The 15,392-nt window shown below is 66.2% G+C and carries 13 protein-coding genes; 6 read left to right on the forward strand and 7 right to left on the reverse strand.

Features of this window, described 5'->3' with window-relative positions; translation table 11 throughout:
* Positions 1-10: 10 nt before the first annotated feature.
* A complete protein-coding gene (locus tag BMY12_RS14215; protein ID WP_093287545.1) occupies positions 11-2,245 on the reverse strand; it encodes a xanthine dehydrogenase family protein molybdopterin-binding subunit in 2,235 nt (744 codons plus the stop codon).
* A 22-nt stretch (positions 2,246-2,267) separates the two neighbouring features.
* Positions 2,268-2,729 carry a (2Fe-2S)-binding protein gene (locus BMY12_RS14220; protein WP_093287547.1) on the reverse strand — a complete coding sequence of 154 codons (462 nt, stop codon included), beginning with the start codon at positions 2,727-2,729 and terminating at the stop codon, positions 2,268-2,270.
* Positions 2,730-2,883: 154 nt separating this feature from the next.
* Here BMY12_RS14220 and glmS point away from each other — a divergent pair, with 154 nt between their 5' ends.
* The 3 genes from glmS (at position 2,884) to BMY12_RS14230 (ending at position 6,017) form a co-directional block, all read left to right on the forward strand.
* Positions 2,884-4,719: a glutamine--fructose-6-phosphate transaminase (isomerizing) gene (glmS, locus tag BMY12_RS14225; protein ID WP_093287551.1), complete on the forward strand. Its 1,836-nt coding sequence runs from the start codon at positions 2,884-2,886 to the stop codon at positions 4,717-4,719.
* Between the two features lie 300 nt (positions 4,720-5,019).
* Positions 5,020-5,166 (forward strand): hypothetical protein, encoded by a 147-nt coding sequence (locus tag BMY12_RS20360; RefSeq protein WP_177189006.1) that lies wholly within the window; start codon positions 5,020-5,022, stop codon positions 5,164-5,166.
* A complete protein-coding gene (locus BMY12_RS14230) occupies positions 5,163-6,017 on the forward strand; it encodes a PA4780 family RIO1-like protein kinase (protein ID WP_093287554.1) in 855 nt (284 codons plus the stop codon). The genes BMY12_RS20360 and BMY12_RS14230 overlap by 4 nt, the downstream gene beginning before the upstream one ends.
* Before the next feature lie 58 nt (positions 6,018-6,075).
* On the opposite strand, the gene BMY12_RS14235 is transcribed toward BMY12_RS14230, so the two are convergent.
* Both BMY12_RS14235 and BMY12_RS14240 read right to left on the reverse strand, forming a co-directional pair.
* A complete protein-coding gene (locus BMY12_RS14235; protein ID WP_093287557.1) occupies positions 6,076-8,544 on the reverse strand; it encodes a TonB-dependent receptor in 2,469 nt (822 codons plus the stop codon).
* A gap of 141 nt (positions 8,545-8,685) precedes the next feature.
* Entirely contained in the window at positions 8,686-10,347 is a 1,662-nt protein-coding gene (locus tag BMY12_RS14240; protein ID WP_093287560.1) for a sulfatase-like hydrolase/transferase, read from the reverse strand.
* A gap of 97 nt (positions 10,348-10,444) precedes the next feature.
* On the opposite strand from BMY12_RS14240, the gene BMY12_RS14245 reads away from it, so the two are divergent.
* The gene (locus tag BMY12_RS14245) at positions 10,445-12,721 is read left to right on the forward strand and encodes an ammonia-forming cytochrome c nitrite reductase subunit c552 (RefSeq protein WP_093287563.1); all 2,277 of its coding nucleotides are present in this window, start codon (positions 10,445-10,447) and stop codon (positions 12,719-12,721) included.
* 217 nt (positions 12,722-12,938) lie between these two features.
* Here the strand turns inward: BMY12_RS14245 and BMY12_RS14250 are convergent, their stop codons facing one another.
* The gene (locus tag BMY12_RS14250) at positions 12,939-13,139 is read right to left on the reverse strand and encodes a hypothetical protein (RefSeq protein WP_093287566.1); all 201 of its coding nucleotides are present in this window, start codon (positions 13,137-13,139) and stop codon (positions 12,939-12,941) included.
* Here BMY12_RS14250 and BMY12_RS14255 point away from each other — a divergent pair.
* Complete coding sequence (locus tag BMY12_RS14255; protein WP_093287569.1) at positions 13,138-13,353, forward strand: hypothetical protein; 216 nt, start codon at positions 13,138-13,140, stop codon at positions 13,351-13,353. The two genes, BMY12_RS14250 and BMY12_RS14255, sit on opposite strands and share 2 nt — an antisense overlap.
* Positions 13,354-13,450: 97 nt before the next feature.
* On the forward strand, positions 13,451-13,852 hold the full coding sequence (locus tag BMY12_RS14260) for a hypothetical protein (protein WP_143068966.1): 402 nt from the start codon (positions 13,451-13,453) through the stop codon (positions 13,850-13,852).
* Positions 13,853-13,873: 21 nt separating this feature from the next.
* On the opposite strand, the gene BMY12_RS14265 is transcribed toward BMY12_RS14260, so the two are convergent.
* Complete coding sequence (locus BMY12_RS14265; protein ID WP_093287576.1) at positions 13,874-14,281, reverse strand: ester cyclase; 408 nt, start codon at positions 14,279-14,281, stop codon at positions 13,874-13,876.
* Positions 14,282-14,393: 112 nt separating this feature from the next.
* Complete coding sequence (locus BMY12_RS14270) at positions 14,394-15,287, reverse strand: LysR family transcriptional regulator (RefSeq protein ID WP_093287579.1); 894 nt, start codon at positions 15,285-15,287, stop codon at positions 14,394-14,396.
* Positions 15,288-15,392 lie beyond the last annotated feature (105 nt).

The raw sequence follows: 15,392 nt of genomic DNA on the forward strand, positions 1-15,392 counted from the left end.
GCGGCTGGCCTCATGTGCTGAGCTGACTGGCGATGGGCAGCTTGCGGATGCGCTGGCCGCTGGCGGCGAAGATGGCATTGGCCAGGGCCGGGGCCAGCGGCGGCACGCCGGGCTCGCCCACGCCGGTCGGCGGCGCGGCGGAGGGCACGATGTGCACTTCCACCTTCGGCATCTCGTTCATGCGCAGCATGGGATAGCCGTCGAAATTGCGCTGCTGCACCGCGCCCTTGTCCACCGTGATCGCGCTGTACAGCGCGGCGGTGAGCGCAAAGCCGATGCCGCCTTCCATCTGTGCGTGGATCACGTCGGGGTTGATGGCCAGGCCGCAGTCCACGGCACAGACCACGCGGTCCACCTTCAGCTGGCCGTTCTTCAGGCTGACTTCCACCACCTGCGCCACGAAGCTGTTGAAGGATTCATGCACGGCGATGCCGCGTCCGCGCTTCACGCCTGCGCCAGCTTTCAGCGGCTTGCCCCAGCCGGCTTTCTGCGCGGCCAGATCCAGCACGCCGAGATGGCGCGGCGATTGGGCCAGCAGGCCGCGGCGGAACTGGTAAGGGTCCTGGCCGGCGGCGGCGGCCAGTTCATCGATCATCGATTCCGTGGCAAAGGCGGTGTGCGTGTGCCCCACCGAGCGCCACCATTGCACCGGCACGCCGTTGACGGGCGAGTGCAGTTCCACCTGCACGTTAGCGGCGGCATAGGCCGCCAGAATGCCTTCCACCGAGGCGCCGTCGATGCCGTTCTTCACCAGGCCAGCCAGCGGCGTGCCGCTCATGATCGACTGCCCCACCGCGCGCTGCTGCCAGGCGAGGATGCGGTTCTGCGCATCCAGGCCGGCGCGCACGCGATGCAGGAACAGGGGCCGGTAGTAGCCGGCGCGGGTGTCTTCCTCGCGTGTCCAGACCATCTTGATGGGCACGCGATGGCCCTGCGCGGCGGCATTCCTGGCGATCTCCGCAGCCTCCAGCACGTAGTCGCCATTGGGATTGGCGCGACGTCCGAAGCTGCCGCCGGCATAGAGCTGCGTGATCTGCACCTTCTCCGGCGGCAGGTTCAGCAGCCTGGCGACGCCGGCCTGATCGAAGGTCTGGAACTGCTCGCCGTTGTAGATCTGGCAGCCATCTTCCTGGATGTGCACCACGCAGTTGAGCGGCTCCATGGCGGCGTGCGAGAGATAGGGAAACTCGTAGTCGGCCTGCACGGTTTTCACCGCCTGGGCCAGCGCGGCGGCGGCATCGCCTTCCTGGCGCGCCACGGTGCCGGCCTGGTCGGCCAGGCTGCGGTACTGCGCCATCAGCTCGGCGCTGCCGACGCTCATCGCCGCGCTCTCATCCCATTCCAGTTTCAGCGCATCGCGGCCCTGCCGCGCGATCCAGGTGTTGTGCGCCAGCACCGCCACGCCGCTGAAGCGCTTGGCATCGCCTTCGAAGCGCACCACGTCCACCACGCCCTTGATCGCCTTGGCGGCGGCGTCGTCGAAAGACTTGAGCCTGGCGCCGAAGCGCGGCGGATGCGCCACCACGGCCACCAGCATGCCGGGCAGCTGCACGTCCTGCGTGAACCGGGCGCTGCCGTCGGTCTTGTCGTGGCTGTCGCGGCGGCTGAGCTTCTGCTTGCCGATCAGCTTGAACTGCGACGGCTCCTTGAGCCTCACCTGCGCCGGCACCGGCTGCTGTGCGGCGGCCTCGGCGAGTTCGCCGAAGCTGGCCTTGCGCCTGGAGGCGGCGTGCTGCACCACGCCATTGCTCACGCTGATCTGTGCGGGGTCCACCTGCCAGCGCTGCGCGGCGGCGGAAACCAGCATGGCGCGTGCACTGGCGCCGGCGCGTCGCATCTGTTCGTGGGCATTGGCCATGGCATTGCTGCCGCCGGTGCCCTGGATACCGCCGAGCAGGGTATTGCCGTAGCGCTTGGCGTCGGCCGGCGCGCCTTCCACCTGCACCTGGCTCCAGTCGGCGTCCAGCTCCTCGGCCAGCAGCGTGGCCAGGCCGGTATAAGTGCCCTGGCCCATTTCCAGATGCTTGGCGATGACGGTGACGCGGTTGTCGCTGCCGATGCGCACGAAGGCGTTGGCGGCGTACTCGCCCGGCGCCTGCTGGGCCGTCGCCTGCGCGGATTCAAACGGCGACAGATACACGCCCAGCACCAGACCGCCGGCGCCCTGCAGCACGCGGCGACGGCTCAGATTCACCGGCGCGCTGTCCACGGCGGCGGTTTTGGCGAAACGTTCGATGATGCCCATGCTCGATGCTCCCGGAACTGGCTCAGGCCTTGGCCGGCTGGCTGGCGTCGTGGATGGCAGCGCGGATGCGCTGATAGGTGGCGCAGCGGCAGATGTTGCCGCTCATGGCCGCGTCGATCTGCGCGTCGCTGGGCTGCGGCGTCTGCTTGAGCAGGGCGGTGGCCGACATCATCTGTCCGGACTGGCAGTAGCCGCACTGCACCACGTCGAGCTTGCGCCAGGCTTCCTGCACGCGCTTGCCTACCGGGTCCTGCTGCAGCGCCTCGATGGTGCGCACGTCCTTGCCGGCCGCCGCCGCCACCGGCGTGATGCAGGCGCGGATCGCCTGGCCGTCCAGGTGCACGGTGCAGGCGCCGCACAGCGCCATGCCGCAGCCGTACTTGGTGCCGGTGAGGGACAGCTCGTCGCGCAGGAACCACAGCAAGGGCATGTTGGGGTCGCCGTCGAACTGCTGCGGCTTGCCGTTGATGCTGAGTTTGACCATGGGGTGAATCCTCCATGCGGCGGTCTTTTTATGGGAATGGAAATGATACGCCGCGGCCCGGAGACATGCCGGTCGGGGGCTCGTTAGGCGCCGGTCAGGGCGGAGGCCGTAAAATGGCCGTCATCATTTTCAGGCAAGGCCAGGCTCAAACCCCATGTGCGGAATCGTCGGCGCCATCGCGCAAACGGATGTCACGCCTCTTCTGATCGAGGGCCTGCGGCGTCTGGAATATCGCGGCTATGACTCCACCGGCATCGCGCTCAGCGACGGCCACGGCGGCCTGGCGCTGCGCCGTGCGGTGGGCAAGGTGACGCGCCTGCAGGACAAGCTGGCCAGCGCGCCCTGCGCCGGCGTGCTGGGCGTGGCGCATTCGCGCTGGGCCACGCACGGCGGCGTCACCGAAGCCAATGCCCATCCGCATGTCTCGGGCGGGCGTATCGCGCTAATCCACAACGGCATCATCGAAAACTATGTGGAGCTGAAAGCCGAGCTGAGCGCTCAGGGCTATGTGTTCGCCTCGGAAACCGACACCGAGGTGGTGGCGCATCTGATTCACGCCGAGGTCACCAAGGGCCTGGACCTCACCGCCGCCGTGCAGCAGGCGGTGCGCCGGCTCAAGGGCGCTTACGCCATCGTGGTCTTCGACGCACAGCAGCCGGACCGCATCTGCGTGGCGCGCATCGCCAGCCCGCTGGTGATCGGCCTGGGCGAGAACGCCAACTACGTCGCCTCCGACGTGCAGGCCCTGCTGCCGGTGACGCGGCGCTTCCACTTCCTGGAAGAAGGCGATGTGGCCGATGTGCGCCGCGAAGGCGTCACCATCTACGACGCACAGGGCCGGCGCGTGCAGCGCAAGCTGCATGAGTCCTCGCTGTCCGCCGACGCCGTAGAGCGCGGCGAATTCGCGCACTACATGCTCAAGGAAATCTACGAGCAGCCGCGCGCCATCGCCGATACGCTCTCCGAGCGCATCGTCGGTGATCACGTGCTGCAAGCGGCCTTCGGCCCCATGGCGGCCGAGATTCTGCCGGCGGTGCAGAGCGTGCACATCGTGGCCTGCGGCACCAGCTACCACGCCGGCTTGGTGGCGCGTTACTACCTGGAGCAGGGCACGCGCATTCCCTGCACCGTGGAAGTGGCCAGCGAATATCGCTACCGCGATCCGGTGGTGCTGCCCGGCACGCTGTTCCTGGCCATCTCGCAGTCCGGCGAAACCGCCGACACGCTCGCTGCGCTGCGCGAAGCCAAGCGCCTGGGCTATCTGGCCACCGGCGCCATCTGCAATGTGCCGGAATCCTCGCTGGTGCGCGAAGCCGATCTGGTGCTGATGACGCGCGCCGGCCCCGAAGTGGGCGTGGCCTCCACCAAGGCCTTCACCACGCAGCTGGCCGCGCTGGGCCTGCTGGGTCTGGCCATTGCCCAGGCGCAGCTGCAGGATCGCCGTCGCATCGCCCTGTTCGCGCGGCAGATGCTGCAGGTGCCGGAGATGGTGGAACACACCCTCAAGCTCGACGGCCAGATCCGTGAATGGGCCAAGCACTTTGCCGACAAGCATCACGCCCTGTTTCTCGGCCGCGGCCCCAGCTACCCGATTGCCCTGGAAGGCGCGCTCAAGCTCAAAGAGATTTCCTACATCCACGCCGAAGCCTATCCCGCCGGCGAACTCAAGCACGGCCCGCTGGCGCTGGTGGACGACGACATGCCGGTGATTGCGGTGGCGCCCAACAACGCCCTGCTGGAAAAGCTCAAATCCAATCTGCAGGAAGTGCGTGCGCGTGGCGGCAAGCTCTTCGTCTTCGCCGACCCCAACACCGGTTTGGAAGAAGCCGACGGCGTGGAAGTGATCACCATGCCCGAACACATCGAAGCGCTGCAGGCGCCGCTGGTATACACGATCCCGCTGCAGCTGCTGGCGTATCACGTCGCGGTGCTGAAGGGCACCGATGTGGATCAGCCGAGGAATCTGGCGAAGAGTGTGACGGTGGAGTGAGGGGGCTGGTCTGAGATGGGGTCTGTTCTCGCGCGCAAGCATCACGCATTGATGCAGACCGTGCTGAACGCAATCATGGCCGGCGGTACAGGATGTTATCGGTTAACAGCTTGATGTAATTGCTGAATGCCTCGCGCACTCTGCTCTGTCGACGATGATTGGTTCTGATCAGAGCGCCGTGATCGTTCACAGCGAGGCCGAGAGCGCACGCAGCATCGCTGCACTCGCTTGATGGCCGGCGCCATCACCTCCGCAGGCAATGCCAGCTAGACTAGCTGCCCGTTTTTGCCGGTATGCGTCATGGCCAAGCCCAATTATCAGTTCGACAAGCGTCAGCGCGAGCTGAAGAAAGCCAAGGCGCAGGAGGAAAAGCGCCAGAAGAAGCGCATCCGCGATGCGGCCGAAGCCTCGCCGGAAGAACCGACGTCTGCGGCGGATGCGGCATGAAGATTCCGCCGTCGCTGCAGCCCCTGGTCGAGAACGGCGTGATCAGCGCGGTCACGCGCCAGCTCAAGAGCGGCAAGGAAGCCGCGGTGTTCGTGGTGGACTGCGCGGGGCAGGCTTGTTGCGCCAAGGTCTACAAGGAGGCCGAGCGGCGCGGCTTTCACAAGCTCGCGGCGTATCAGGAAGGGCGCAAGGCGCGCGGCAGCCGCGAGGCGCGGGCCATGGATCGGCGCAGCCGCCACGGCCGCCGTGTGCAGGAAGAGGAATGGAAGAGCGCAGAAGTCGATGCGCTGTACCGGCTCGCCGCAGCCGGGGTGCGCGTGCCGCAGCCGCGCGGTTATTACGATGGCGTGCTGCTGATGGAGCTGGTGCTCGATGCGCAGGGCCGGCCGGCACCGCGACTCAATGAAGTGGAGATGAGCGCCGAGCAGGCGCGCGCCTGGCATGGCTTCATGGTCCGCCAGATCCAGCTGATGCTCTGCGCCGGCCTGATTCACGGCGATCTGTCGGAGTTCAACGTGCTGGTGGATCGTGATGGCCCGGTGATCATCGATCTGCCGCAGGCGGTGAGCGCGGCCGGCAACAACAATGCCTTCCAGATGCTGCAGCGTGATGTGGACAACATGCGCGCCAGCTTCGGCCGCGTGGCGCCGGAGCTGCTGGAGACGCAGTACGCGCGCGAAATCTGGCAGCTCTACGCCCGCGCCGAGCTGCAGCCGGATACGCCGCTCACCGGCCGCTTCGTCGATGACTCGGGCGCCGCCGATGTCGGCGCGGTGCTGGATCAGATCGAGGAAGCACGCCGCGAGGCGCTGGCGCGCGAGCGTGGCCGCGTGGCGGCGCAGGAGGAGTGAGGCCCGCGCGCTTGCCTCTGCCGCCTGCCGCTGGAAGCGGCTGCGCCGGCGGCATGAGTCAAGGAAAGCGATAGCGCAGCGTTGCGCCCAGGGTTCGCGGGGTGCCGGGCATGCCAACATAAATGGCATTGACGATGGCGCCCGCGGTGAGCAGGTATTGCTGATCCAGCAGATTGCGCGCCCAGAGTGACAGTTCCAGAGTGTCGTGCGCGCGCGTCCATTGCAGTGTGGTCGAAGCGTTGAGCACGCCGTAAGCCTGGATGCGTGCGTAGCGTGAATTGTCGAGGCTGCCGTTGACGGCGGAGCGCCAGGCGTAGTTCAGCGCAAACTGCTGGCTGAGTTCGGGGCGCCAGTCGGCCTTGTAGAGCAGGCCGCTGTTGACGGTCCAGCGCGGCGCGCCTTGCACCGCCTGGCCGCTGAGACTGCAGGAGACCGGTTCCTCGGGATTGGTTTCCGCCGGGCAGGGCGCATTGTCGAAGCTGCGATACACCGCATGATTCCAGCTGCCATTGAGGCTGAGCACCAGCCCGCGCGCCAGCAGCGTGAGCAGGTCCCATTCCACACCCCGGCTTTCCAGCTTGCCGACGTTGGTCAGCACCTGCACCGGCAGCGCCTGACCGGAGACCGTGCGATTCACCGAAGCCTGGTAGTCGCTGACGCGAGTGTCGAAGAGATTGAAGTTGGCGCGCAGGCGTTGTCCCAGCCAGCTGCTCTTGTAGCCAAGCTCCAGGTTGTTGGAACGCTCGGGCGCGACCTTCAGCGACTCGATGCCCAGCGCCGGTCCCGAGCCCACGCCGTTGACGTTGAAGCCGCCGGACTTCTCGCCATGCGAGATCGTGGCGTAGAGCAGCTGCGCGCTCGCCGGCTGCCAGCTCAGGGTCAGCAGCTGCGAGGGGCTCAGCTCGTGCAGGCGCAGGCGGCCGTAGTCGCTGGAATTCCAGGGGCCGATCTGGGCGTTCTGCACATTGCTGAACGGCGGCACCGTCCAGCGCACCGCGGCCACGGGCTCCTCGCGCTCGGCATGGCCGGTTTTCACTTCATAAGTGCCGCGCAGGCCGGCGGTGAGGATCAGCTGCTCGGTGATTTTCCAGTTGCCTTGAGCAAACAAGGCGCCGCTGTCGGTGAGTACCTTGCCGTAACTGTCGGACAAGGCACTGCTGAGAATCTGATAGCCGCCGTCGGCCAGATTGATCGGCAGCCACACCGTGCCGGCGGCGGTGGCCAGCGGGGTTTCAGTGGGCAACAGGCCGGCATCGGCTTGCGGCCCGAAGTCGATATGCAGATGGTTGCGCACCGCCTGGTGAAACCAGTAAGCGCCCAGCACGTAGTCGAGACGACCGTCGCTGGGCGAGGCCAGGCGAAGCTCCTGCGACCATTGGCGGTCGCGCACGCTGACGCCGTAATCGTCAAGAATCGGCGCATTGGTGAAGTCGGCATCGTTGTGCGGTGTGAAGTTCCAGAAGCGCCAGGCGCTGATCGAACTCAGGGTGAAATCGCCCCAGTCCACATCCAGCTGCGCCGAGCCGCCGCCCTGGCCGGAACGCATGCGCTGTACGCCGTCGATGCGGGTCTGGCGAAGGTCGGGGTTCACCGGACTGAGATCAGCGCCGGTGGCGGCCTCCACCTCGGATAGATCGCGAAAGTGTGGCCGGGCCGGACCCGCGCCGCTGATCACGGCCGAGCCTTGTGAGTCCTGCTCCTCGGCATAGTCCGCGATGAGGCGCAGCTTGTATCCGTCTCCGGTGTACAACAGCTGGCCGCGCAGGCCATAGCGGTCGATGCTGTCGAGCCGGCCGCCGCCGTTGAGATTGCTGACCCAACCCTCATCATCGGTCTTGGCCAGAACGATGCGCCCGGCCCAGCGCTCGCTCAGGGCGCCGGACCACAGGCCGCGCAGAATGCGGCTGTTGCGCGCGCCATACGAGGCTTCCAGCTTGCTTTCCGTGGCGAAGCTGGGCGCACGCGACTGGATGTTGAGTACGCCGGCGGTGGTGTTCTTGCCGAACAGCGTGCCTTGCGGGCCGCGCAGCAGATCGACCTGTTCGATATCGACGAGGTCTTGCACCGCCATGCCCGGACGACCGAGAAAGACGTTGTCCAGATAGATGCCGACACTCGGCTCCAGCCCTTCATTGGCGGGGTTGTTGCCAATGCCGCGGATCGCCAGGCTGGACTGACGCGCCTGACCATAGGCCGCATTCAGGCTCGGCAGCAGCTGCTGAAAATTCTGCACCTCGGCGATGCCCTGCGCTTCCAGCTGTTCACCGCTGACGCTTGAGATGGCCGTGGGCACATCTTGTGAACGCTCGCTACGGCGCCGTGCCACCACGACGACGGTGGGCAGCTGCTCATCCGTCGTCGCACTGGCGTTGCGCTCCGGCAGCAGCGCAGGCGCTGCATTCACCGCGATGCTGCTCAGCGGCGCTCCGGCTTGTTCGTTCGTCTGTCCCCAGGCGGGCGCCAGACTGGTGCCCGCAATGATGGCCAGTGCAGCGCGCAGGCTGCCTGGCATCGGCTTGATGATCATGATGTCCCTGTCGCCGCGCCGGCACCCCGTTTGCCGTGCGCGGGCTTCCCGTCAGAGCGATGATCATCGCGAGCCGGCGAGCGGGAATGAAGTGATATCTTGGTCTAAGGTAAGACGCAGCCGCAGTGCGGATTTTCGGGATCAGTTTGACCAGTACACATAAGCTGCATCGGCCGGCGCCGGCACGCCCAGCGGATAGTCGATGCGGATCGGTGCCTCCAGCAGCGCCGGCCACAGAGGCTTGGCCATCTGACCGTTGTATTCGGCCAGACGCGCCTTGAGCTCGGCCAGCTTCTCTGGATTGCGCGCGGCGAGATCCACTTGCTCGGTGGGGTCGTCCTTGAGATTGAACAGCCAGTCCTTGCGCGGCGTGCCGGAGACCTGCAGCTTCCAGTCGCCATCGAGCAGTGTGGCGTAATCGCCGGATCGCCAGTACAGAGTCTGGTGCGGACGTCCCGTTTCGCGGCCCTGCAGATAGGGAATCAGATCGACGCCGTCCACCACGCGATCAGCCGGAAGCGTCGCGCCAGCGGCACGCGCCGCGGTGGCGAACATATCCACGTGCGCGACCGGCTGTTCGTAGCGACCGCCGGCCGCCAGCTGCGCCGGCCACTTGATGAAGAAGGGCACATGGATGCCGCCTTCGAAGAAGCTGGCTTTCCAGCCTCGGTAAGGGCGGTTGATATCGGGCAGGCCGATGTAATTGGCGCCGCCATTGTCGGTGGTGAACAGCAGCAGGGTGTTGTCATCCAGGCCCTGTGCCTTGAGTGCCGCCGTGATCTTGCCGACATTGCGGTCCAGAGCCCGGATCATCGCCGCATATACGCGCAAGCGATGATCCGGTATCTGTGCCAGCGCCTCGTAGTCTGACTTGAGCGCCTGCAGCGGCGTGTGCGGCGCGTTGAACGCCACGTAGAGAAAGAAGGGGCGCTTGGCATTGGCCTGAATCGCCGCCACCGCCTGATCGCCGAGATAATCCGTCAGATAACCCGTGGGTTTGAAATAAGCCTCGTTGTTGAGCTGCACCGCAAAGGGCAGGTTGGCCCACAGGAATTTGTCGATGGGATCGAAGTCCTGCTTGGAATTCACCACCTCCGGCGAGTCTTCCGGCAGATACATCGAAGCGCCCGGATAAAAGCCCAGCGACTCATCGAAGCCCGCCGCCAGCGGCCGGAACTGTGGCGCTGAACCCAGATGCCACTTGCCCAGATGAATGGTGTGATAGCCCTGGCGCTTGAGCAGTTCTGCGAGCGTGATTTCGGAAGTCGGGATGCCCATGTCGTCCAGGGCAATGGCTTGGGCCTCGCGCTCGGCGTGATAGATGACCGGCGGCCGTCCGGGCTCATTGGGGAAGCGGCCGATCACCTTGGCGAATTGCGTGGGTACCGGCGTGAACTCGAAGCCGAAGCGGGTCGCGTAACGGCCGGTGAGAATCGCGGCGCGCGAGGGCGCGCAGGTGGCGTTGCCGGCATAACCCTGGGTGAGATTCACGCCCTGCTGGGCAATGGCATTGATACTGGGGGTGGGCACGGCGCCTTCGGCAACGCCGCCCCCGGACAGACTCAGATCGTTGTAACCCAGATCGTCAGCCAGAATCAGCACGATATTCGGGGCTCGCTTGCCGCCTGGCGCTTGCGACGCCGGGCCGCTCGCCCAGTTCACCGCGCGCGATTCACTGACATGCGGCGCGGTCCAGCCGACGATGTGCAATACCAGATAATCACGCGCATGCGGCCAGGCCAAGGCCGCAAGCAGAGTAAGCAGCAAAGCAATCGCGCCGATCCGGCGAACACGCAAGCTCATAAAAATCCCCGAGCGCCTATGATGTTTTGGCGGCGCGCGGCGAGACTAGCAAACTCATCTCGCTTGCTTACGCACTCAAGACGATTGAACTAAGCATATGCCAAAAATCCGGCCCGTCCTGGGCCTGTTCGCTTCACTGTTGCTGCTCGTCGCGGTGCTGCCGCTGCTGCGCCCGCACGCGCCTGTGCCGGTCCAGAGCGCGGCGGCGCAGTATGTGGGCGCGGCGGCCTGCGCGGGCTGTCATCAGGCCCAGACCTCGGCCTGGCGGCGCTCGCAGCACGCTCTCGCCATGCAGGAGGCGAATGCGCAGACGGTGCTGGGCAATTTCGAGAATGCGCAATTCAAGGATGGCAGGACCGTCTCCAGTTTCCTGCGCAGGGACGGTGCCTATTTCGTGCGTACTGACGGGCCCGATGGCCGGCTCGCCGAGTTTCCGGTGCGCTACACCTTTGGCGTCTATCCCCTGCAGCAATACCTGGTGCCGTTTCCCGATGGTCGCCTGCAGGCCCTGCCGATTGCCTGGGATGCACGACCCGCCGCGCAAGGCGGTCAGCGCTGGTTTCATCTGTATGCCGGACAGGGTCTGGATCATCGCGATCCGCTGCACTGGACGCGGCTCGAACAGAACTGGAACTTCATGTGTGCGAGCTGTCATTCCACGAATCTGGAACGCGGCTACGATGCCGCGCACGATACCTACGCCAGCCGCTGGAGTGATCTCAACGTTGCCTGCGAAAGCTGCCATGGCGCCGGCTCCCGGCATCTGAGCTGGGCGCAGCTGGCGCCTGCGGCGCGCGCGGCCGATGCCGGCAAGGGGCTGTCCATCGCGCTCGACGAGCGACGCGCCGTGCACTGGCAGCTCGATCCCGCCACCGGCAACTCCACGCGCAGCGTGCCGCTGCACACGCATCGCGAAATCGAGACCTGCGCCAACTGTCATGCGCGCGGCGCCACGCTCGGGGCGCAGGCGCCGGCGGCGGGCCATCTGTTCGATGCTTTCGATCCCGCGCTGCTGCGCGCGGGCCTTTATTTTCCCGACGGGCAGCAGGACGGCGAGGTGTATGTCTACGGCTCATTCCTGCAGAGCAAGATGCATGCGAAAGGCGTGAGCTGCAGTGACTGCCATGAGCCGCACAGCATGCAGCTGCGCGCGCCGGGCAACGCCGTCTGCGCGCAGTGTCACAGCGCCGCCAAATTCGACACTCCGGCACATCATCTGCATGCCAGCGGCAGTGCCGGGGCGCAATGCGCCGACTGTCATATGCCCAAGCGGGTCTACATGAGTGTCGACGAGCGTCGCGATCATTCGCTGCGCGTGCCGCGTCCGGATCTGAGCCTGCGTCACGGCGTGCCCAATGCTTGCAACAACTGCCATCGCGATCGCAATGCCGCCTGGGCGGCGGCGGTGATCGAAAAGCACTACGGTCCGCAGCGCAAGGGCTATCAGCATTTTGTGCAGGCCCTGGCCGATGCGCGGCTCGGCGTGCCGGGCGCCGCGGCACAGCTGCGGACACTGGCAGCGGATGGCAGCTCGCCGGACATCGCACGTGCCACCGCGCTGGCGGAGTTGGCGGCCTATCCCTCGCGGGCGACGCTGTCGAGCCTGCAGGCGGCGCTGCGGGACGCCAATCCGATGATGCGTGCCGCGGCGCTGGAGAGCCTGCTGGCCTTTGCGCCGGAGCAGCGCGCTGCCGCAGCCTTGCCGCTGGTGGACGATGCGACGCGGCTGGTGCGCATCAAGGCCGGACGCGCGCTGGCCGATGTGCCGGATGCGGTGCTCACGTCCGCGCAGCGCCAGACGCGTGAGCGTGCCTTCGGGCAATACCGGCAGGCGCAGGAAGGGCTGGCCGAACGTCCGGAGGCGCACCTCAATCTCGGCAGCGTGTATGCCCTGCGCGGCGATGCGCCGCAGGCGGCTGCGCAGTATCAAACCGCGCTCAAGCTCGATCCCGATTTCGTGCCGGCTTATCTGCATCTTGCCGACTTGTATCGCGCGCAGCATCGTGAGGATCAGGTGAGCGCGGTTCTGACGCAAGGACTGCAACGTCAGCCGGGCAATGCCGCGCTGCTGCATCTGTCCGGCCTGCAGCGGGTACGACAGGGCCAGCTCGATCAGGCGCTGGCCTTGCTGGGACAGGCAGCCGGCGCCGCACCCGGCGAGGCGCACTATGCCTACGTGTATGCCGTGGCCTTGCATGAAGCCGGACGCGCGCCAGCCGCGCTGCGGGTGCTGAGCCAGGCCTTGCAGGCCTCGCCCTATTCGCCCGAACTGCTGCAGGCGGCCAGCGCCTTCGCCGAGCGCAGTGGCTCGCGCGAACTCGCCCTGCAGTACCGGCGCCGTTACGAAGCGCTGCAAGCCGAGTCTGGACCCTGAGGGGCAGGTTCGCTGCGCCCGAGGCTGCAGGCAGGCCGCGCGCTGCGTTTTTCCAACCGGGACCGGGATTTAGGCGTATAGTGCTCGGCCGTGCTCCGGGGCGCAGAGGCTCGGAGCTGTCGCGGCAGGCCTTGTCGCTGAGAGCTGTCCCCGCACGCTCTTCCTCGCGCAGCGCGCGTATCACCGCGGTAGATCCTTGTGCTCGCGGGCGCAGGAATCATCGGCAATCCTGCTGGATCGGGATTCCGGAAGAAGCCGCATCTTGTCCGTCATCGCCCGGGGCGGGATTGCGGGCCGTACCCCGTGTCACGGCGCTGCCGGTCTTCACGCGCTGCGTGACAGTGGCCGTTTCGTTCACGTACATCAAGCCTGTCTGATCCCGGCGATCCGCCGCCAGCAGCGCCAGGAGTGACACCATGACGCCCTGCAAGCTTTGCTCCGAGCAGATCGGCCTTCCGGCGGAGTGGCGCGCACACAAGAAGCTGGAATCGCCGGGCTCGGCGCGCACGCTGGGTTATGCGGCCTCGCTCAATCAGAAGCTGTATGCCTGCCGCGAATGCCGGACGGTGCTGCGCAAGGGCCGGAACACCGGCTGGGTGCTGGCGACACGTCTGGAAAGCGCCAGCCCGTGAGCCCGCCCGCCGCGCGACATCTGCTGCGTGTCGGATGTGGCGGCCAGGTCCACGGCAAATTTTCACACTGCAAGACACCACCGGAGGCTGGATCAGGATGGCAATGAAGCCCCGCATCAATGATGCGCAGCTGCGCGAGCAGCGGCAGCGGGAATACAACGCCTCGCAGACGCTGGCTGCACGCTATCCGCAGGTGCAGGAGCTGCTGCTGGAGCTGCGCTTCACCGAGGGCGACGAAGTGCCGCTGCTGTCGCCGTACCGGCAGATCTTCACCGGCGAGATGCAGGCCTTCTTCGAGCTGCGTTGTCCTTCGCGCAGCTGCGCGGGCGGCGGCTTCGATCTCGGTCGCGCGGTGGATGATGCCGCACGCGGGCGCGCCAGGAGCGAAGGCGGCAGATTGTTCTGCCGCGGAGTGAATACCGAAGGCGCCGGTCGCGGCGAAAGCTGCCGGGTGCAGCTGAGCTACGGCATCGAAGTGGTGCCGCTGACGCCGCGCTGATCGCGGACCCGCCCGCTGCGATTACGCCGCCAGCTGGCGGCGGATGTCGCCGACATCGAAGTGGGCGCGCTTCTCCGTGATCTTTCCTGCCTTGCAGCGCAGGTACATCATCACGGAGATGCGCAGGTTCTTGCCGGAGGCGGGGACGCCGAACACATCCGAGCGATAGTTGTGCCCTTCGAAATGCATGTAGGCGCAGATGCGATCTCCTTCGCCCAGCAGATCGATGATCGGAAACCGGAACGACTCGAAGGCATCGAAGTTTTTCTTCTCGGCGGCGACCAGGCCCGCCACGCCGCGATAGGTGGTATCCACCTGGTTGAAGAAGACGAAGTCCTCATCGACCATTTCATGCAGCGCCTCGAAGTCGCCGCGCTCGATGGCCGCATAGAAGCGGCGCACCAGATTCTTGTTTTCCTCGACAGACATGAACCCGCTCCGCTTGATCAGGATGCGGGCATTATCGGCAGGCCGCCATGGCGGGACGAGGGCGGCTTGTGCAATGGCGCCTTGCATAAATGCATGGGCGCCGGCGCGCTCATCACAAACCAAGCAGCAGCTTCTCATCCTGCGCGATGCACTCGGCCAGCCAGTCGGCCACCACGCGGAACTTGGCGATGCGGGCGGTGGCGCGGTGCTTGAGCAGCCAGATCTCGCGCTGATGCACGGGCGCATCGCTCAGACGTACCAGCTTGGCGTCGCGGGCTGCGATCGCGGGCAGCAGCGCCAGACCCAGGCCGGCCTCGCAGGCGCGCGTGATGATGGCGGTGGCGCTGGTGCGCAGATGGCAGCGCAGTTTCGGCGCCATCGCGTGCAGCCAGCGCATCTGCGGCAGGTCGGCGAGATCGTCTTCGTACGTGATCCAGGGCAGCTCCGGCCACTGTGCCGGCGTGACGCCACGGAACTGAGGCGCGCCATACACCCAGATGCCGAAGCTGCCGACACGGCGCATCAGCAGCGCCGCGTCCTGCTCGGGCCGCGCCAGACGCAGGGCCAGATCGGATTCGCTGTGGGTGAAGGAGAGATTCTTGTGCTCGGGCAGCAGCCTGATCTCCAGCTTCGGATGCAGGGCCAGCAGCTCAGGCAGGCGTGGCACCAGCCAGTCGCCCAGCAAGGTGTCCACCGAGGTGATGCGCACCGGTCCCTGCACTTCTTCGGACGCGCTGCGCGTGGCATTGAAGATCGACAGCACCTGGCCTTCGATCGTCTGCGCTGATTCCAGAAACATATGCCCGGCCTGTGTCGGCACATAACCGTCGGGCTTGCGCAAGAACAGCCGCGTGCCCAGACGTTCTTCAGCAGCGGCCAGGCGCCGGCTCACCGTGGACGTATCGACGCCCAGGCGCAGCGCCGCCGTGCGCAGCTGACGGTCACGTGCGACGGCCAGCAACAGCGAGATGTCGTTCCAGTCTATGCGGGCAACGCGTTTGGCCATGTCCGTCTCATTGCCGCTCCAGCGGCGACAGCGATTGCATTTACGCAATCCGGGATTGTTTTATCGTGGGACATCGAGGCGGCAGGCGCGGCCGATAATGGCCCG

The organism is Solimonas aquatica (genome assembly GCF_900111015.1).
In the GTDB taxonomy this organism is placed as follows: Bacteria; Pseudomonadota; Gammaproteobacteria; order Nevskiales; family Nevskiaceae; genus Solimonas; species Solimonas aquatica.

Bases quoted from the DNA above. Each gene is read 5' to 3' on its own strand.
- BMY12_RS14215 (WP_093287545.1), bottom strand. From the start codon at position 2,245: ATGGGCATCATCGAACGTTTCGCCAAAACCGCCGCCGTGGACAGCGCG.
- BMY12_RS14220 (WP_093287547.1), bottom strand. From the start codon at position 2,729: ATGGTCAAACTCAGCATCAACGGCAAGCCGCAGCAGTTCGACGGCGAC.
- glmS (WP_093287551.1), top strand. From the start codon at position 2,884: ATGTGCGGAATCGTCGGCGCCATCGCGCAAACGGATGTCACGCCTCTT.
- BMY12_RS20360 (WP_177189006.1), top strand. From the start codon at position 5,020: ATGGCCAAGCCCAATTATCAGTTCGACAAGCGTCAGCGCGAGCTGAAG.
- BMY12_RS14230 (WP_093287554.1), top strand. From the start codon at position 5,163: ATGAAGATTCCGCCGTCGCTGCAGCCCCTGGTCGAGAACGGCGTGATC.
- BMY12_RS14235 (WP_093287557.1), bottom strand. From the start codon at position 8,544: ATGATCATCAAGCCGATGCCAGGCAGCCTGCGCGCTGCACTGGCCATC.
- BMY12_RS14240 (WP_093287560.1), bottom strand. From the start codon at position 10,347: ATGAGCTTGCGTGTTCGCCGGATCGGCGCGATTGCTTTGCTGCTTACT.
- BMY12_RS14245 (WP_093287563.1), top strand. From the start codon at position 10,445: ATGCCAAAAATCCGGCCCGTCCTGGGCCTGTTCGCTTCACTGTTGCTG.
- BMY12_RS14255 (WP_093287569.1), top strand. From the start codon at position 13,138: ATGACGCCCTGCAAGCTTTGCTCCGAGCAGATCGGCCTTCCGGCGGAG.
- BMY12_RS14250 (WP_093287566.1), bottom strand. From the start codon at position 13,139: ATGGTGTCACTCCTGGCGCTGCTGGCGGCGGATCGCCGGGATCAGACA.
- BMY12_RS14260 (WP_143068966.1), top strand. From the start codon at position 13,451: ATGGCAATGAAGCCCCGCATCAATGATGCGCAGCTGCGCGAGCAGCGG.
- BMY12_RS14265 (WP_093287576.1), bottom strand. From the start codon at position 14,281: ATGTCTGTCGAGGAAAACAAGAATCTGGTGCGCCGCTTCTATGCGGCC.
- BMY12_RS14270 (WP_093287579.1), bottom strand. From the start codon at position 15,287: ATGGCCAAACGCGTTGCCCGCATAGACTGGAACGACATCTCGCTGTTG.